The 18,390-nt window shown below is 62.0% G+C and carries 16 protein-coding genes; 5 read left to right on the top strand and 11 right to left on the bottom strand.

The annotated features are described in order from the left end of the window. Nucleotides 1–4 precede the first annotated feature (4 nt). Nucleotides 5–628 (top strand): YjbE family putative metal transport protein, encoded by a 624-nt coding sequence (locus tag FHX14_RS15725; RefSeq protein ID WP_183697061.1) that lies wholly within the window; start codon nt 5–7, stop codon nt 626–628. Nucleotides 629–769: 141 nt separating this feature from the next. On the opposite strand, the gene FHX14_RS15720 is transcribed toward FHX14_RS15725, so the two are convergent. The 6 genes from FHX14_RS15720 to FHX14_RS15695 form a co-directional block, all read right to left on the bottom strand. Further along, nucleotides 770–2,197, bottom strand: a complete 1,428-nt coding sequence (locus FHX14_RS15720; protein ID WP_184377724.1) for a gamma-aminobutyraldehyde dehydrogenase — start codon at nt 2,195–2,197, stop codon at nt 770–772. A gap of 13 nt (nt 2,198–2,210) precedes the next feature. Further along, nucleotides 2,211–3,023 (bottom strand): ABC transporter permease, encoded by an 813-nt coding sequence (locus FHX14_RS15715; RefSeq protein WP_183697056.1) that lies wholly within the window; start codon nt 3,021–3,023, stop codon nt 2,211–2,213. Then, complete coding sequence (locus tag FHX14_RS15710) at nt 3,013–3,975, bottom strand: ABC transporter permease (RefSeq protein ID WP_184377723.1); 963 nt, start codon at nt 3,973–3,975, stop codon at nt 3,013–3,015. Before FHX14_RS15710 ends, FHX14_RS15715 begins: the two co-directional genes overlap by 11 nt. After that, nucleotides 3,972–4,958 carry an ABC transporter ATP-binding protein gene (locus tag FHX14_RS15705; RefSeq protein WP_012559006.1) on the bottom strand — a complete coding sequence of 329 codons (987 nt, stop codon included), beginning with the start codon at nt 4,956–4,958 and terminating at the stop codon, nt 3,972–3,974. Before FHX14_RS15705 ends, FHX14_RS15710 begins: the two co-directional genes overlap by 4 nt. A gap of 181 nt (nt 4,959–5,139) precedes the next feature. Next, complete coding sequence (locus tag FHX14_RS15700) at nt 5,140–6,300, bottom strand: ABC transporter substrate-binding protein (RefSeq protein WP_012559005.1); 1,161 nt, start codon at nt 6,298–6,300, stop codon at nt 5,140–5,142. A gap of 120 nt (nt 6,301–6,420) precedes the next feature. Beyond that, nucleotides 6,421–7,329, bottom strand: a complete 909-nt coding sequence (locus FHX14_RS15695; RefSeq protein ID WP_184377722.1) for a LysR substrate-binding domain-containing protein — start codon at nt 7,327–7,329, stop codon at nt 6,421–6,423. 179 nt (nt 7,330–7,508) lie between these two features. Between FHX14_RS15695 and FHX14_RS15690 the strand changes: the two genes are divergently transcribed. Then, on the top strand, nt 7,509–8,252 hold the full coding sequence (locus tag FHX14_RS15690; protein WP_184377721.1) for a hypothetical protein: 744 nt from the start codon (nt 7,509–7,511) through the stop codon (nt 8,250–8,252). A gap of 67 nt (nt 8,253–8,319) precedes the next feature. On the opposite strand, the gene lysS is transcribed toward FHX14_RS15690, so the two are convergent. The 5 genes from lysS to FHX14_RS15665 form a co-directional block, all read right to left on the bottom strand. Next, complete coding sequence (lysS, locus tag FHX14_RS15685; protein WP_003590188.1) at nt 8,320–9,813, bottom strand: lysine--tRNA ligase; 1,494 nt, start codon at nt 9,811–9,813, stop codon at nt 8,320–8,322. 110 nt (nt 9,814–9,923) lie between these two features. Further along, entirely contained in the window at nt 9,924–11,378 is a 1,455-nt protein-coding gene (gene gltX / locus FHX14_RS15680) for a glutamate--tRNA ligase (RefSeq protein ID WP_184377720.1), read from the bottom strand. 244 nt (nt 11,379–11,622) lie between these two features. Beyond that, complete coding sequence (locus FHX14_RS15675; RefSeq protein ID WP_054184177.1) at nt 11,623–12,372, bottom strand: TerC family protein; 750 nt, start codon at nt 12,370–12,372, stop codon at nt 11,623–11,625. A 154-nt stretch (nt 12,373–12,526) separates the two neighbouring features. Beyond that, entirely contained in the window at nt 12,527–13,366 is an 840-nt protein-coding gene (locus FHX14_RS15670) for an AraC family transcriptional regulator (RefSeq protein ID WP_054184178.1), read from the bottom strand. 104 nt (nt 13,367–13,470) lie between these two features. Further along, nucleotides 13,471–14,151, bottom strand: coding sequence for a TetR/AcrR family transcriptional regulator (locus FHX14_RS15665; RefSeq protein ID WP_003590194.1), 681 nt, complete (start codon nt 14,149–14,151; stop codon nt 13,471–13,473). Nucleotides 14,152–14,303: 152 nt separating this feature from the next. Here FHX14_RS15665 and FHX14_RS15660 point away from each other — a divergent pair, with 152 nt between their 5' ends. The 3 genes from FHX14_RS15660 to FHX14_RS15650 all read left to right on the top strand — a co-directional run bounded on the left by FHX14_RS15660 (nt 14,304) and on the right by FHX14_RS15650 (nt 18,381). Further along, entirely contained in the window at nt 14,304–15,524 is a 1,221-nt protein-coding gene (locus tag FHX14_RS15660) for an HlyD family secretion protein (RefSeq protein WP_184377719.1), read from the top strand. 27 nt (nt 15,525–15,551) lie between these two features. Continuing rightward, entirely contained in the window at nt 15,552–17,150 is a 1,599-nt protein-coding gene (locus FHX14_RS15655) for a DHA2 family efflux MFS transporter permease subunit (protein ID WP_003590198.1), read from the top strand. 208 nt (nt 17,151–17,358) lie between these two features. Continuing rightward, complete coding sequence (locus FHX14_RS15650; RefSeq protein ID WP_183697031.1) at nt 17,359–18,381, top strand: LacI family DNA-binding transcriptional regulator; 1,023 nt, start codon at nt 17,359–17,361, stop codon at nt 18,379–18,381. Nucleotides 18,382–18,390 lie beyond the last annotated feature (9 nt).

The raw sequence follows: 18,390 nt of genomic DNA, 5'->3' as shown, positions 1-18,390 counted from the left end.
CACCATGCCAGCTTTTCTGGATCAGCATACGTTTTCCGCCTATTTCGAAGTGATCATGATCAATCTCCTGCTGTCGGGAGACAATGTCATCGTCATCGGCATGGCTGCCGCTGGCCTCGTCAGCGAGCTGCGCGGCAAGGCAATCGCCGTCGGTATCGCGGCGGCCGCCGTCATCCGCATTGTCTTCGCCGTCATCGCCGCCAAGCTTCTGGCGATCACCGGCATCACGCTCGCCGGCGGCCTGATGCTGCTCTGGATCTGCTGGACGATGGGCCGCGAGCTCATTTCGGGGAGCGCGGAGGAGGCTCCTGGCGGCGAAGCCGTCGCGCATATCAAGCCGAAACTCTTCCGGCAGGCGATTGGCCAGATCATCTTCGCCGACGTCTCGATGTCGCTCGACAATGTGCTCGCCGTCGCCGGGGCGGCGAAGGACAATATGAGCGCGCTGATCTTCGGGCTGATCCTCTCGGTGCTATTGATGGGCGTCGCGTCGAATTTCGTCGCCAGGCTGCTCAACCGCTATCGGTGGATCGGTTGGTTCGGCCTTGCGATCATCGTCTACGTCGCGATCGACATGATCTGGAGCGGTGGCAGTCAATTGCTGGCGCTTTATAGCCACACAGCCTGAGATCCCCCGGGGCGAACCAATGCAGAACGCGCATCTTCGCCGGCAACGACGGATCGTGGCGTCTGGGTCTCCCTCCGAATCCTGTTCTAAATTAAAGAGTTAGAGCATGATGCCATGAGAAACATCATGCTCTAACGAAGGTCAGCCGTGATTGATCATCACATGGCGCACGGCGGTGTAATCCTCCAGCGCGTAAGCCGACATGTCCTTGCCGTAGCCCGATTGTTTGAGGCCGCCATGCGGCATTTCGTTGACCAGCATGAAATGCGTGTTGATCCAGGTGCAGCCATATTGCAGCCGGGCGGCCGTCTTCATGCCGCGGCCGATATCCTTGGTCCAGACCGAGGAGGCGAGGCCGTAATCGCTGTCGTTTGCCCAGGCAACGGCATCGTCGGCATCGGAAAAGCGAGTGACCGAGACGACCGGGCCGAAGACCTCGCGGCGGACGATCTCGTCGTCCTGCAGCGCGCCAGCAATGACCGTCGGGGTGAAGAAGAAGCCCTTGTCACCGGAGACCTTGCCGCCGGTGGTGACCTCCATGTGCTTGTGCTCGGAAGCGCGGGCGACGAAGCTCTCGACGCGGTCGCGCTGGCGCCTGGAGATCAGCGGGCCGATCTCGTTTTCAGTATCGTCGGCCTGGTTGAAGCGGATGCTCGATACTGCCGAGGAAAGATCGGCGACGAAGTTGTCGTAGACCTTGGCATCGGCATAGATGCGGCAGGCGGCTGTGCAGTCCTGGCCGGCATTGTAATAGCCGAAGGTGCGGATGCCTGACACGACGGCGTCGATGTCGGCATCGTCGAAGACGATGACCGGGGCCTTGCCGCCGAGTTCCAGGTGGGTGCGCTTGACCGTCTTGGCGGCGGCCTGCAGCACCTTCTTACCGGTGGCGACATCGCCTGTGATCGAGACCATGCCGATCTTGGCATGGTTGATGAGGGCGTTGCCGACGCTTTCGCCGCGGCCGAGGATGACGTTGACGACGCCTTCGGGCAAGATTTCGGAGAGCAGCTTGGCCATCTTCAGCGCCGTCAGCGGCGTCTGCTCCGAAGGCTTGAAGACGACGGTATTGCCGCCGGCGATCGCCGGCGCCAGCTTCCAGGCCATCATCATCAGCGGATAGTTCCACGGCGCGATCGAGCCGACGATGCCGATCGGATCGCGGCGGATCATCGAGGTGTGGCCGGGCAGGTATTCGCCGGCGGCCGGTGCGTGCAGATTGCGCACGGCGCCGGCGAAGAAGCGATAACAATCGACGATTGCCGGGATTTCGTCGTTCAGCACCGCATTGATCGGCTTGCCGCAGTTCAGCGCCTCGAGCGTCGCGAAGCCGGCGGCATCCTTCTCGATCGCGTCGGCGATCTTCAGGAGGTAGCCGGAACGTTCGCCCGGTGTCGTCTGCGACCAGCTCCTGAAGGCTTTTTCGGCGGCATCGACGGCGGCGTCGACCTGGGAGAGCGAGGCCTCGGGCAGGTCGGTCACCGTCTCGCCGGTCTTCGGGTTCAGGATGTGCTCTTCCGTCTCCGTGCCGTTTTCGAAGCGGGACCCGATCAGCATCTGCGTATCCATGATGTTCTCCCTGTTATTTGCCGGCGCCGGCAATCTGGTCGCCGTCGCGGGTGAGGTAATAGGCTGCCAGGATCGGCAGAAAGGTGACGAGCACCACGAGCATGGCGACCACATTGGTGACGGGCCGCTGGCGCGGGCGGATCAGTTCTTCGAGCATCCAGATCGGCAAGGTCGATTGTTGGCCGCCGGTGAAGGTGGTGACGATGACCTCGTCGAAGGACAATGCGAAAGCCAGCATGCCGCCGGCGAGGAGGGCGGTGCCGATATTCGGCAGGATGACATGACGGAAAGTTTGAAAACCGTCGGCGCCGAGATCCATCGACGCCTCGATCAGCGAGCCGGAGGTGCGGCGGAAGCGGGCGACCGCATTGTTGTAGACGACGACCACGCAGAAGGTGGCGTGGCCGAGCACGATGGTCCAGACCGAAAAGGGGATGTCGAACAGGCTGAAGGCGGAGCGCAGCGCAATGCCGGTGATGATGCCGGGAAGCGCGATCGGCAGGATGACCAGCAGCGAGATCGCCTCGCGGCCGAAGAACTTCGTCTGGCTGACAGCCGCCGCACAGAGTGTGCCGAGGATGAGCGCGATTGCCGTGGCGATAACGGCGACTTGCACGGAAAGGCCAAGCGCCGACCAGACGTCCGGCCGGTTCCAGGCGACCGCGAACCACTGCAGCGTCAGGCCGGGCGGCGGCCATTGATAGCTCTTTTCCTCGGTGGTGAAGGCATAGACGAAGATCAGCAGGATCGGCAGGTGCAGGAAGAGCAGCCCGCCGGCGGCAGCGATCTTCAACGGCAGCGGCGATCTCTTGAGATCAGAGCGCATCGAAGGCTCCCAGTTTTTTGGCGAGCGACAGGTAAAGCGCCATGATGGCGATCGGCACGACGGAGAAGGCGGCGGCGAGCGGCACGTTGCCGGCCGTTCCCTGCTGGGCATAGACGGCCTGGCCGATGAAGAGCCTGGACGAACCGATGATCTGTGGGATGATGTAGTCGCCCAATGTCAGCGAGAAGGTGAAGATCGAACCGGCGACGATGCCGGGCAGCGCCAAAGGCAGCAGCACGGTGCGGAAGGTCTGGCGCGGCGTGGCGCCGAGATCGGCCGAGGCCTCGATCAGGTTGGCGGGCACACGTTCGAGGGCCGCCTGCGTCGGCAGGATCATATAGGGAAGCCAGATGTAGACGAAGACGATGAAGGTGCCGAGGTAGCTCACCGAGAGCGAATTGCCGCCGACGACCGGCAGATTGAGGATGCCGTCGAGCAACCAGGAGAGATGCAGCCTCTCGAAGATCCAGGTGAGGATGCCTTCCTTGGCGAGGATCAGTTTCCAGGCGTAGATCTTGACGAGATAGCTCGACCAGAGCGGCAGCATGACGCCGAGATAAAAGAGCACCTTCCATTTGCCTTGGGCATAACGCGCCGCGTAGTAGGCGATCGGGAAGGCGATCAATGCGGAAGCGATGGTGACCAGCGCCGCCATCACGACTGTGCGGATGATGATGTCGAAATTCGTCGGGCTCAGAAGCTGGGCATAGGTCGCAAGGGTGAATTCGTAATTCACCAAGCCGGAAAAATCGTCGATGGAGAAGAAGCTCTGCAGCAGCAGGGCGATCAGCGAACCGATATAGATGATGCCGAGCCAAAGCAGCGGCGGCGTCAGCATCAGGAAGAGTAAGAGCTTCGGGTGCCGCCAGAAGGCATCCGACATCCGGCCGAAGAAACCGCTGCGTCCGGGAAGGATCGATGTCTTGGCGTTGGAGATGGTGAGTGCCGTCATGCCGCGTCGTCCATGTAGTGGATATCGGCAGGCTGCCAGGCGAGGCGGATGCCGGCGCCGACATCAGGCACAGGCGCGCCTGCCGGCAGCATCACATGCAGCCGGCTGCCCCTGAGGTCGACGCCGAGACGGGTGGCGGCGCCGAGGAAGCTTGCATTTTCGATCGTCGCCTCGACGCCGTCGTTTGCCAGGTGGATCGCCTCGGGGCGCAGGCTTGCCCAGCGTTTCTCGCCGCCGAGCGAGGCCATCAAATCTGGTGCGATCACGTTCGAGGAGCCGACGAAATCGGCGACGAAGCGGGTCTTCGGGCGGCGGTAGATATCCTGCGGCGTGCCTTCCTGGACGATATTGCCATTGTTGAAGACGGCGACACGATCGGCCATGGACAGCGCCTCGCCCTGATCGTGGGTGACGAAGACGAAGGTGATGCCGAGCGCGCGCTGCAGGCTCTTCAATTCCTCCTGCATCTGCTCGCGCAGCTTCAGGTCCAGCGCACCGAGCGGCTCGTCGAGCAACAGCACCTTCGGCTTGTTGACGAGGGCGCGGGCAAGCGCCACACGCTGCCGCTGGCCGCCGGATAGCTGACCGGGGCGGCGGGTGCCGTAGCCCGGCAGCTTGACGAGTTCGAGGGCATCGCCCGCAGCCTTCATCCGCTCCGCCTTGCCGATGCCCTTGACCATCAGCCCGTAGGCGACATTGTCGAGGATATTGAGATGCGGGAAGAGGGCGTAATCCTGAAACACGGTGTTGACGTTGCGGCGATAGGGCGGAACGCCGTCTGCCGTCTCGCCGAAGATTTGGATATGGCCGGCGCTCGGCTGCTCGAAGCCGGCGATCAATCTCAGGCATGTCGTCTTGCCGGAGCCGGACGGACCGAGCATGGCGAAGAACTCGCCCGGCGCGATCTCAAGATCGACGCCGTCGACGGCGCGAACTTGGCCGAAATGGCGCGATACCTGCTGGAAACGGACGGCTGACGTCATTGGGGGCTCCGGATCACTATGTTCTGCAGTGTCGGCCCCTCATCCGCCCTGCCGGGCACCTTCTCCCCGCTCGCGGGGAGAAGGTGACTCGTGGCGCTGCTTTCGTTCACAGGGCTTGTCGCAGGGCACGTCCCCTCTCCCCGCAAGCGGGGAGAGGGTTAGGGTGAGGGGCTTGACGCAATTACCGCCCGCCGATCACGCCGATATAGTCCGACACCCAGCGATGATAGGGCACGCATTCGCTCTGCGTCGTGCATTTGGCGACCGGGGTTTTCCAGAACTTGATCTTGTCGAAGTGATCGAAGCCGTTGGTGGCGCAGCCGGCGTCGCCCATCAGTTCGTTGCCCTTGCAGGCGGCGGGAACCGAGGGCACGGCGCCGAACCAGGCGGCGGCGTCGCCCTGGACCTTGGCCTGCAGCGAATGCTCCATCCACATATAGGCGCAGTTCGGATGTTCGCTGTCGACGTGCAGCATGGTGGTGTCGGCCCAGCCGGTGACGCCTTCATCCGGGAATGTGGAGGCGATCTTCTGCTTGTCGGCCTGCAGCAGGTTGACCTGGAAAGGCCAGGAGCCGGAGGCGACGACGCCTTCATTCTTGAAGTCGTCGATCTGGATCATCGCATCGTGCCAGTAGCGGGAGACGAGCTTGCGCTGGCCGCGCAGCAGGTCGAGGGCCGCCTTGTACTGGTCTTCGGTCAGTTCGTAAGGGTCCTTGATGCCGAGATCCGGCTTGTGGGCCATCAGGTACAGGGCGGCGTCGGCGATATAGATTGCGCCGTCATAGGCCTGGACGCGGCCCTTGTTCGACTTGCCGTCGGGCAGGGTCTGCTCCTCGAAGACGACATTCCAGCTGGTCGGCGCCTTGTCCTTGAAGGCATCGGTATTATACATCAGCACATTCGGCCCCCAGAGATAGGGCACGCCGTAATGCACGTCGCCGACCGTATACCACGGACCTTTCTGCAGGCGCTCGTCGACCGTCTTGAAGCTCGGGATCAGATCGGTGTTGATCGGCTGGACACGCTTGCCGGCGATGAGGCGGAGCGACGCGTCGCCCGATGCGGTGACGAGGTCGAAGCCGCCCTCGTTCATCAGCGATACCATTTCATCCGAGGTGGCGGCGGTCTTGACGGAAACCTTGCAGCCGGTCTCCTTTTCGAAATCGCTCACCCAGTCGTAGTTCTTGTCGGTTTCGCCGCGTTCGATATAGCCGGCCCAAGCGACAATGCTGACCGCTCCTTCGCCCTTGCCGAGCGCCTTCAGCGGCTCGGCGGCAATCACCTGCGTCGCGAAGCTCAGGCAGGCGAGCGCTGCCGTGCAGGATTTCAAGAGATGCGTCATCATCTGTCTCCCGGTCTGGTGCCACTTTCCGTGGCGGTTTGTTCCCTAGGAAGAAGGTGACGCGAAAAGGCCGCTTTCGCAAATTCATTTATCAGAAAGGCGTTATCGGAAATTCCGATATCAACGGATGCGGCCGGAGCGCAGACTTTCGGCGATGCCGACGAAATCGCGTGCCGCCTGCGGCAGGCTGGAGCCCTTGCGCCAGACCATGCCAACCTGGACGACGGGCAGCGATCCGGAGACGTCGCGGCTTTCGATGCGGTCGCCTTCCAGCGACCAAGGGCGGTAGACGAGATCGGGAAGCAGCGCCACGCCGGCGCCTGTCGCCACCAGGCTGCGCACCGCCTCCACCGAGCGGGTGCGGAAGGCGACATGGGGACGGGCGCCGAGGGCCGAGAGCAGCTTGCCGGTATTCTCCTCGATTTCGTCGACCGTCAGCATGATCAGCGGCTCGCGGACAATATCGGCGACCGAGATGATGTCGGCCGATACCAGCGGATGGCCCATCGGCAGCCAGAGCCGATAGGGCGAGGTTTCGAGGATCTCGGCCTGCAGCGCCATGCGGTCGCGCAGGTTCGAGATCACCATGACGGCGACGTCGAGTTCGCCGCCGACGAGGAGATGTTCGAGGTAGCCGCCATTGTCCTCGATGGCGCTGACCTCGATGCCCGGGCAGGCGCGCCGGTATCGCGCCAGGAGGTCGGAGAGCACATAGCCGGCGACAAGCGAGGTGACGCCGATGTTCAGCGTGCCGGAAAGCGCGTTTTGCTGGCCGGAGAAGCTGGTGCGCGCATCGGAGACGGAGGCGAGGATCTTCGTCGCGTGGCGCAGGAACTGGTGGCCGTTATGGGTAATCGTCAGGCCGCGCGGATGGCGCTCGAAGAGCGCAACGCCGAGGTCGGTTTCGAGCTCTTTCAGCGCCTCGGTCACCGAGGATTGCGAGATCGACAGGTTCTGCGCGGCGCGCGTTACCGAACCCTGTTCGGCAACGGCGACAAAATATTGAACCTGGCGAAGCGTGAAGGCCATCAGCGTTTAGAGCATGGCGAAACAGGCCGTGGCAAGCGGCTGAAAAAAGCGGACCTTTTTTGGTCTTTTCTTAAAATGGCGCAGGCTTCGCGCCCTCACTTAAACTTTCGGAAACGTCATTTCCTTAGCATTATCAGCACTTGTCCTGCGTTGGAGTTTCAGATGGCGGAGCAGTTGGCGTGAAGGCCTTACTGCGCATGTTCCGGCCTTCCCGGAAATTGGCAATCATCATCGGTGGAGTCGCTCTTCTGGCGGGCGTTTCCGGCGGCGCGGCCGTTTATGTCGGCAAGGACAGGCTGATCGGTGCCGCCGGTGGTGGCTACGGGCTCGAATGCAGCGACGTCAATCTGGTGACGATCCGGAAGCAGAACCACATCTGGGTGCGCAAATACATCAAGACCGAACCAACCGACGGGATGACCCGCGTCAGGACCGCGCTTCGTGTCGCCCAGGCCGTTTATGCTGCGCAGAAGCCGGATCTGGTCCAGGTGGTGGTGCTCGACGAGAACGGCCCGACCTTGCGCGCCGACATTCGCGGCCGGGCGATCGGCGCCGATGTCGTCTATATCCCGCATCCCGACAAGACCGTTCCCGGCCTCGACGACAAGTCCTATACCGCGCGCTACTATGACGGCAGGGCCAGTGAAAACGGGCTGTTCTTCGGCGAGCGGATCGATCTGCCGGTGGATGAGATCGCCATGATCAGCGCCGGTTTCAAGGATCCCGAGGATTGCGTCGACCCGGTTGCGGTCGGCTCGACCAAGAGTGAGGAAAAGGGCAAGAAGGCCGCAGGCGGCGCACATGGCGCAGCACCGGCCGAGCCCGAAAGCGAGGCGGCGCCGGCCGCCGAGGGCGCCGGCGCCGAGGTGGCGGCGGAGGCACCGGCCGAAGAACCGCCGGCAGAAGCGCCAAAGACCCACTGAACGAACGGCATAAAAAAGCAGAGCGCCCGTCGGCACTCCGCTTATTTGGTTTTGACGTTTATTCCCGTCAATCGGCCTTGTTGCGGCGGGCCGGGAAGAGGATGACGTCGCGGATCGACGGGGCGTTGGTCAGAAGCATGATCAGGCGATCGACGCCGATGCCGAGGCCACCCGCCGGCGGCATGCCCTGGTCGATCGCGTCGAGGAATTCCTCGTCCAGCTGCTTTTCCTTTTCGCCGCGGGCATGCGCCTGTTCGAGCTGCTCGACCATGCGGCGGCGCTGCTCTTCGGGATCGTTGAGCTCGGAGAAGGCGTTGCCGAGTTCCCAGGCGTTGCAATAGGTCTCGAAGCGCTCGACGAGGCGCGGTTCGCCCGGCACTTCCTTGGCGAAGGGTGAGATGTCCTTCGGGAAATGCGTGACGTGAGACGGCTGGATCAGTGTGGATTCAACCTTTTCCTCGAAGATGAAGGCAAGGCACTCGCCCCAGGTCCAATCCTTCTCGACAGCGAAGCCGGCAGCCTTGGCGGCGGCGCGCGCTTCCTCGTCGGTCTTGATCGCAAGGAAATCGATGCCGGTCACCTGCTTGACGGCATCAGGCATCGGCACGCGCTTGAACGGACCCTTGAAGGACAGCTGCTTGTCGCCGAAATCGAATTCGGTGGTGCCATGGATGGAGAGCGCCAGGGTTTCGAACAGCCGCTCGACGAGGTCCATCATGTCCTCGTAATCGGCATAGGCCCAATAACACTCCATCATCGTGAATTCGGGATTGTGCCGGGTGGAGACGCCTTCGTTACGGAAGTTCCGGTTGATCTCGAAGACCTTGTCGGTAAGACCGGAGACCAGCGTGCGCTTCAGGAACAGTTCCGGCGCGATGCGCAGATACATGTCGAGCTTCAGCGTGTTGTGATGCGTCTTGAACGGCTCGGCGGTGGCGCCGCCATAGATCGATTGCAGCATCGGCGTCTCGACTTCCATGAAGCCGTCATTCTCCATGAAGCGGCGGATGCCGGAGACGATCTTCGAGCGCTGCTGGAAGCGAAGCTTCGAATCCTCGTTGGTCATAATGTCGAGATGGCGCTTGCGATACCGCAGCTCGATGTCGGAGAGGCCGTGCCACTTCTCGGGCATCGGCAGCAGCGACTTGGTCAGCATCTCGATCTTCTGGGCGTTGATCGTCAGCTCGCCGCGCTTGGTGCGGCGCACGATGCCGGTGACGCCGATGATATCGCCGATGTCGATCATCGGCAGCAAAGCGCGGGCCTCTTCCGGCGTCGTGTCCTTGTGGCTGAAGATCTGGATCTTGCCGGAGGCGTCATGGATATCCATGAACATGCCGGAGTTGCGCGAGGAATAGACGCGGCCGGCGACGGTGACGACATCCTGCGTCTCGACGTCGGGCTCCAGAGATTCGTACTTGGCGCCAAGCTCGGCATTGGTCAGCGTCCGGTGGAAATGCGCCGGATAGACGTCGCCGATCTGCTCGCGCAGCAGCTTCAGCTTCTGGGCGCGCACCTCCGTCACGTCGGAGGAAAGGGTGTTTTCGGTCTTGTCGTTCATGTCATTCGCCTCATCGATGCGGCACGAATTCTAAATCAATGGTTCCGCGGTTCGAAGCGCGGCGGCTGGCTCGGCCTGACCCTCCCCACAAAGGGGGAGGGCTTCGGCTGTCATTTCGAGCCGACGAGGGCGGCGACCGCCTGGGCGGCGAGCTTCAGGCGCTGGCGCACGACGGAGCGGCCGAGGATCGCCATGGAATCGAAGAGCGGCAGCGAACGCGACGAGCCTGATACGGCGACGAAGAGCGGCGAGACCACGACCTTCAGCTTCTTGCCCATGCGGTCGGCGATGGCGCGCAGCTCCGCCTCGATCGTCTCGACATTCCATTCCAAAATCTTTTCCAGATCCGGCTGAACGGTGTTGAGGATCTCCAGGATCTCCTCCGGCGGAGACTTGATCTTGGCGAAGTCGGACGGCTGCAGGCCGAGATCGGACTTCAGCAGGAAGCCAGCGAGATCGGGCAGCTCGCCGAGCTTGGAAATGCGCGTCTGCGACAGGCGGAGACCCGCCTTCAGGCGGTCGTTTTCCATCGCCCAGCTGAGCACCCGCGCCTGGAATTCCTCTTCGGACAGTTTCTCGCGGATCCAGCGGCCGTTCAGCCAGTCGAGCTTCTGGATGTCGAAGATCGCGCCGGCCTTCGAAAGGTTTTCCGGGTCGAACTTTTCCGACAGCTCGTCCATCGTCAACAGCTCTTCGCCTTCGGCGATCTGGATGAAGAACAGGCCGAGAAAGTTCATCAGTGCCTCGGGGATATAACCGAGCGCGGAATAATAGGAGATCGAGGTCGGGTTCTTGCGCTTCGACAGCTTCGACTTGTCGGCATTGCGCATCAGCGACAGATGCATGAAGACCGGTTGGTCCCAGCCGAAATAGCGATAGAGCAGGATGTGCTTCGGCACCGAAGCCAGCCATTCCTCGCCGCGCGCCACATGGGTGATCTTCATCAGATGGTCGTCGATGACGTTGGCCATGTGATAGGTCGGCATGCCGTCGGCCTTGATCAGCACCTGCATGTCGACCGAATCCCAGGGGATGGAGACATCGCCGTAGACGCCGTCGGTGAAGTCGCAGGAGCCCTCAGTCGGGATCTTCATGCGAATGACGGTCGTCTCGCCGGCTGCCATGCGCGAGGTCACTTCCTCTGCCGTCAGGCTGAGGCAGAGGCCGTCATATTTCGGCGGCTTGCCGGCGGCGCGCTGCGCCTCGCGCATCTGTTCGAGACGCGCGGGCGTGCAGAAACAGCGGAAGGCGTGGCCCTTGTCCAGCAGTTCCTCCGCGTAAGGCTGGTACATCGGCTTGCGGTCGGACTGGCGGTAGGGGCCGTAGGGACCGCCGATATCAGGGCCTTCCTTCCATCCCAGCCCGCACCATTTCAGGGCGTCCAATACCTTGGTCTCGAATTCCGGGGTCGAGCGCGTCGCGTCGGTATCCTCGATGCGCAAGATGAACTCGCCGCCGTGCTTCTTGGCGAAAAGGTAGTTGAAGAGAGCGATGTAAGCGGTGCCGACATGCGGCTCGCCGGTCGGCGAGGGAGCGATGCGGACGCGGACGCCGGAAGTTGTCATTGGTATGGCCCGTCAATGAACGCCGGACGGCTTTCCGGGGAAAGCGACGTTCGGCCGAAGGATGCAGATATCTTCATCGGCAAACCGGCCGAAAAAGGGCATCCGCCCGCACTATCCGCCGATCGTCCGTTCGGCTGGCCTTAGGCCATATTCAACCGGGCGCGTCAAGAAAAACCACGTCTGCAAAGGCCCGAGGGCGGTGAGGGACGGCGCACCGGTTGCGGCGCGCCGTCCCGCTTCGGTCTCAGTGGGCGCCGTCGCGTTTCCGGTTGCGGGCGTTGCGCGCGATCATGTTGAGCACCTCGACCGCTGCCGAGAAGGCCATGGCGGCGTAGATGTAGCCCTTCGGCACATGGAAGCCCATGCCTTCGGCGATCAGCGTCGTGCCGATCATCAGCAGAAAGGCGAGTGCCAGCATGACAATCGTCGGGTTCCTCTCGATGAAGTTGGCAAGCGGGTTTGCGGCAACCAGCATGACGGTGACGGCGGCGATGACGGCGATCACCATGATCGGCAGATGCGGCGTCATGCCGACGGCGGTGATGATGCTGTCGACCGAGAAGACGAGGTCGAGCAGCAGGATCTGGCCGATCGCCGATGCAAAGCCGGTGGTGACGGATTTCGCGATGAAATCCTCCTGATGGTCGATCGGGTCGACGGTGTGGTGAATTTCCTTGGTGGCTTTCCAGACGAGGAACAGGCCGCCGGCGATCAGGATCAGATCCTTCCAGGAGAAGCCGTGTCCGAAAGCCGTAAACAGCGGTTCGGTCAACTGCACGATCCAGGCGACGGTGCCGAGAAGAGCCAGGCGCATGACCAGCGCAAGACCGATGCCGATCTTGCGGGCCCTCTCCCGGTGCTCGGGCGGCAATTTGTTGGTGAGAATGGAAATGAAGATCAGGTTGTCGATCCCGAGAACGACTTCCATCACCACCAGCGTGATGAGCGCCACCCAGGCGGCCGGATCCTGAATGAGCGTCATGATTTCCTGCATCAGCGTATACCTCTTTGCGTCACATGATGAATGACGCGCGCAATGTAATGTCGACGGCCTGCCACGCAAGCGCCGCAAGGGGGTATACGCAATCGATGTGACTTTTATTCCCTAGAACAGGGTGTCATGAGAAAACCGCTCACACTTTTCGGCGTCATGCTTTGATCGGCAACCAGATTTCGGTGATGCCCATGCCGGTATAGGGGTCGAAGCGCTCGTCGTAGCGTTCGAACATGTCGGGCGTCTCGCCGTGCTCCAGGCCGGAGGTCGGCCACCATGTGCCGAAAATCCGGTGCATGGTCGCGGGAATGCCGGAGACATGGCCGCGATGAGTGAAGACGACGTAGCGCTGGCCTGGAAGCTTGAGGGTTGCAAAGTCCGCCGGCAGATCACCGGCATCGGAGATCTCGACCGCGGCCATATAGCGGAATTTCTCCGCTTCGCCGTCGATATGCATGCAGATGCCGTAGGCGACGTTGCCTTTCTGGCCCGATATATGGCCGAAATGGGCATTGAACTTCTGCCAGAGCGAGGGAATGGCGGCATTGCCGCCATAGGGGTAGATCTCCTGCAGGCCGGCAAAGAGCATCGGCTGAAGGCTTTCGAAGCGGGGCGGTTCGAGGTCGTTGAGGTGGGCGGGGTCCATTCTGATCGGCTCCAGCAAGACAAGGTTACGGGCGTGCCCCTGCCGGCGCACCGCATCCGGCGTCATGCCGAACTGGTCGCGGAAGGCACGGGTGAAAGCTTCGTGCGAGCCGTAGCCCGCGCAAAGCGCAACCTCGAGAATGGTGGATGAGCCGCTAACAAGCGCGGGCAAGGCGCGGCTGAGGCGCCGGCCTCTGATATAGCCGCTGATCGAGTGGCCGGTGACGAGCCCGAAGACGCGTGACAGATGGTAACGCGACAATCCGGCTGCTTCCGATATCTCTTCCAGCGATAGATCGCTTTCGAAATGGCTCTCTATGAACCATATCGCCCGTGCGATGGCGCTCATCCTTACTCCCCTGGTTACCGCTCCTTTTTAGAGAAATGCCGGCAGCCGGGTTTGATCGTTGTTGCGGAGTTTCGGCCGGTCGGGAGCGGCCGTCAAGGATGCGATCAGGCGCTCTCGTGCCGGCGCGCGCCGTAGGCGGCCATGAAGACCCGGATCGCGCCGCGAATGACGCGCTCGATTTCGTCGCGATGCGGCGGCTCTTCCATGCTTCCGAACAGACGGAGCTTGAAGAAACTGCCGCTGGCGAGGTCGAGAAACTGGCCGGCAGCCAGATCGATATCGTCGATCTCGAGCCTGCCTTCGGTGATCTGCCGTTCGAGGAAATCGCGCATGATGGTGCGCAGGTTTTCCGGGCCTTTGAAGAAGCGTTGACAGAGCACCGGCATGCGGTCGCGCACGCCGAGAACGGTGCGCATGGCGTTGATGACCTTTTCATCGGTCATATGGGTGACGAAGCTGATCCCGAATTCGTACAGGCCGGCTTCCGGATCGTCATGTTCGGCAAGGGCTGTCCGCACGGCCGCCACGAAGGCGGCGCGTTCGGCCTCGATCATCGCCGAAAACAGTTCTTCCTTGTTGGTGAAATAGACGTAGAGCGTGCCCTTGGAGACGCCGGCTTCGCGCGTCACGTCGTTCATGCTGGCGGCGTCGAAGCCCATCTTCATGAAGACACGCTTGGCGCCGGCGAGAATCTGCTGGCGCTTGGCCGGGTCTTCGCCCGCGGCAAACCTGCCTCCGCCAACGGGAGGGCTGAAGACGGCGGCGTGGTCGGGTTTCAACGTCATATCTCTATTAACCGTGTTCACGGTTTCGCATTTTCTTTAAAGAAATCGAACCGATTGGTTCTATACATCTTGATATGACGATAAAACAGGTTTAAGTCAACTGAACCGAACCGTTCAGTTCGATTATTTACTCCAAGATCGGTAAAGTGGTCATGTCGAGCAACCAGAAAAGCAACTTCGCGCGGATTGTCAGCGAAAACGCCGAAGCCGGAGAGGCAAAGGCCGAAGTCGCGACCGTTGCCGAAGCTCCGATGGCGGAAGCCCTGGAAAAGCCGTCTGCGCCTGCGCAGTCGGCGCCGGCTTCAGCTCCGGTCGCTGCACCTGCAGCTCCGAAGAAGCGCCGCAGCCCGGTACTTCCGATCGTCGCTCTCGCCATTCTGGCGGGTGGCGGCTGGTATGGTTACGAATGGTGGACGAACGGCCGCTTCATGGTGTCGACAGACGACGCCTATATCGAGGGCGATATTGCAACCATATCGCCGAAGGTCACGGGCTACGTCGCTAGGGTGAATGTGGTCGCCAACCAGGAAGTCAAAGCGGGCGACGTGCTTGCCACGCTTGATAACGGCGACTATCAGAACGCCCTCGATCAGGCGCAGGCCCAGATCGCCACCGAACAGCTTTCGCTGCAGCGCATCGACGCGCAGATCGAAGGCGCCAATGCCAGCCTCGTACAGGCGCGGGCGCAAAAGGTGGCACTCGAAGCGGCCGTTCGCGGTGCCGAGATTACCCAGAAGCGCCAGAGCGAGCTGCAGGCGAAGTCGGTCGGCACCGCCGCCGATCTCGACAACGCCAACATCGCGCTCGACCAGGCCAAGGCCAATCTTGCCGGCGGCGACGCCAATATCACCGCCGCGCAGGCCAACATCACCATCCTCCAGGCGCAGCGCAAGGAGGCCGAAGGTTCGGTCCGATCATTGGAAATCTCGCGCGACAAGGCCGCCCGCGACCTCTCCTTCACCGTGCTCAAGGCGCCTTATGACGGCATCGTCGGCAACCGCTCGGTCCAGGAAGGCGATCTGGTTTCGCCCGGCCAGCGCCTGATGGCGCTCGTTCCGGTGCGTGAGCTCTATATCGACGCCAACTTCAAGGAAACGCAGATCCAGCATCTGGTTGCGGGCTCGAAGGTCAACGTCCATGTCGATGCCTATAGCGACCATCCTGTCGTCGGCACCGTCGAATCGATCTCGCCGGCGTCCGGCTCGGTGTTCTCGCTGCTGCCGCCGGAAAATGCGACAGGCAATTTCACCAAGGTGATCCAGCGCGTGCCGGTGCGCATCGCGCTGCCGCAGGACGCGCTCGACAGCGGGCGTCTGCGCGCGGGCCTCAGCGTCGTCGTCGACGTCGATACCCGCACGGCGCCGAGCAAGTAAGCCTTTAGACAAGGCGGAGGTTCTCCGATGGCCGGAAGCGCGACAGCAACAGCGGGGACGATTCCGGCAGCGCCTGCCCACGCCGACGAACACATGGATCCGAGGAAGCTCATCGCCTTCTTCGCGATGGTGCTCGGCATGTTCATGTCGATCCTCGACATCCAGATCGTCTCGGCCTCGCTCGCCGAAATCCAGGCCGGCCTTTCGGCCGGCAGCGATGAAGTCGGCTGGGTGCAGACGGCCTATCTGATCGCTGAGGTGATCATGATCCCGCTTTCGGGTACGCTGGCGCGGATCATTTCGACGCGTTATCTCTTTGCGATCTCGGCCGCCGGTTTCACCATGGCGAGCGCGCTTGCCGCGACGGCGACGAATATCGACCAGATGATCGTCTACCGCGCCATTCAAGGCTTCATCGGCGGCGGCATGATCCCGTCGGTGTTCGCGGCCGCCTTCACGATCTTCCCGGCGTCGAAGCGCAGCATCGTCTCACCGATCATCGGCCTGATCGCGACACTGGCGCCGACCATTGGCCCGACCGTCGGCGGTTATCTCAGCCACGCCTTCTCCTGGCACTGGCTGTTCCTCGTCAATATCGTTCCCGGCATCATCGTTACGATCGTCACCTGGAACTTCATCGATTTCGACAAGCCGGAACTGTCGCTCTTCAAGAAGTTCGACTGGTGGGGGCTGATCTCGATGGGCATCTTCCTCGGCACGATGGAATATGTGCTCGAAGAGGGCAATTCGAACGACTGGTTCAACGACAGTTCCATCGCGATTGCCGCCGTCGCCTCGGGCGTTGGAGCCATCGTCTTCTTCTATCGCGCCTTCACGGTGGAGTTCCCCGTCGTCGATCTCAAGGCCTTTGCGAACCGGAATTTCTCTTTCGGCTCGATCTTCTCTTTCGTCATGGGTATCGGCCTCTATGGTCTCACCTATATCTACCCGGTCTATCTCGGCCGCATCCGCGGCTATGATTCGCTGATGATCGGCCAGACGATGTTCGTCTCCGGGCTGGCGATGTTCTTCACTGCACCGATCGCCGGGCGGCTGTCGACGAAGATGGACCTGCGGCTGATGATGGTGATCGGTTTCATCAGCTTCGCCGCTGGCACATACATCATGATCCATCTGACGGCGGATTGGGATTTCTACGAACTGTTCATTCCGCAGATCCTGCGCGGTTTCGGGCTGATGATGTGCATGGTGCCGATCAACAATATCGCGCTCGGCACGATGCCGCCCTCGCGCATCCGCGGCGCATCCGGCCTGTTCAACCTGACCAGAAACCTCGGCGGCGCCGTCGGTCTCGCGGTCATCAACACCGTGCTCACCAACCGCCAGGACGTGCATTACGAGCGGCTGCGGGAGAATATGGACTGGGGCAATCCGGCGGCGATCGACCAGATGAACAACATGACCGCCAATTTCAACACATACGGCATGGATGGCGCCTCGGTCGCGATCAAGCAGATGGTCGGCCTCGCCACCAAGCAGGCGGTGATCCTGTCCTTCAGCGACGTGTTCCTGATCCTGACCGCGCTTTTCGTTGCGATGATCTTCGGTGTCGCGATGATCAAGAAACCCGCGCCGCAAGGCGGGGGAGGCGGTGGCGGCCACTGACCTCCGGCCTGCCGCCCCATGGAAAGGTCCTCTCCGGAGGACCTTTTTATTTGCCGTTTTCCAGCCCTTATGTCATCAGCATCTAATCCTCGGTCGGCTTGGTCCGAAGCAGACGGCCGTGCCGGAAAGACAGTGCGCCACTCGGCTTGTTCGATTTTTTGATTTACGTACATCAAATTTGGCGCTAAGGGTCTCGTCAGGAGGAATGATGAGGCCAACTGTTCACGATATCGCCGCCGCCGCCGGGGTCAGTCTTGCGACTGTCGACCGGGTTCTCAACCAGCGCCCGGGTGTGCGTCACGTCACGCGGGAGAAGGTCGAGACCGCAATCCGCGATCTCGGTTATATCAGGGACGTCGCCGCCGCCAATCTCGCCAAGGGGCGCACCTATCCGCTGGTCTTCATCCTGCCGGCCAGCGACAATTCCTTCATGCATGGGCTGAATGCGGAGATCCGCCAGGCAGTTCTCCGCTCGCCGGCCGAGCGCACCGATATCCGCATTGTCGAAGTCCCGGCCTTCGATCCGGCCGCCCTCGTTTCGGTGCTCGAAGGGCTTGCCCGCGAAAAGCCTTGCGGCATCGCGATGGTCGCGACCGATGCCCCTGAGGTGCGCGCCGTCGTCGACAGACTGGTGCGCGAGCGCTTTCCCATCGTCACCCTGGTTTCCGATCTCACCGGATCGCTTCGCCATCACTATGCCGGCGTCGACAATATCGCGGCCGGCCGGACGGCGGCCCGTCTGCTCGGCCGCTTTCTCGGCCCGCGAAAGGGTGAGATCGCCGTGCTCGCCGGCTCCATGCTGGTGCGCGACCATCGCGAGCGGCTGGAAGGTTTTGCCGCTGTGATGGCGGAAGAATTTCCCGATCTTGCGATCCTGCCGGTTCTCGAAGGCCGCGACGACCCCGAGGTCGCCCACAGGCTGGTAGCCGATGCGCTCGGAAATACCGGCATCGTCGGCATCTACAGCCTCGGCGCCGGCAATCGCGGCCTCATCCGGGCGCTGAAGGAGAAGGCCGTCGACCGGACGCTGACGGTGATTGCCCATGAACTGACCGCCCATACGCGCGCAGCGCTCATCGACAACACGATCGATGCGATCCTCAACCAGGACGCCGGCCATGAAGTGCGCAGCGCCATCCGCATATTGAAAGCCAAGGCGGACGGCCTTGCCGTCATCGCAGCGCAGGAGCGCATTCGCCTCGACATATTCCTGAAAGACAATCTGCCGTAACGGCAAAGG

The organism is Rhizobium sp. BK619 (genome assembly GCF_014195245.1).
Classification (GTDB): Bacteria; Pseudomonadota; Alphaproteobacteria; order Rhizobiales; family Rhizobiaceae; genus Rhizobium; species Rhizobium acidisoli.
The sequence above is the reverse complement of the archived record's forward strand: the minus strand, read 5'-3'. Positions and strand labels throughout refer to the sequence as shown.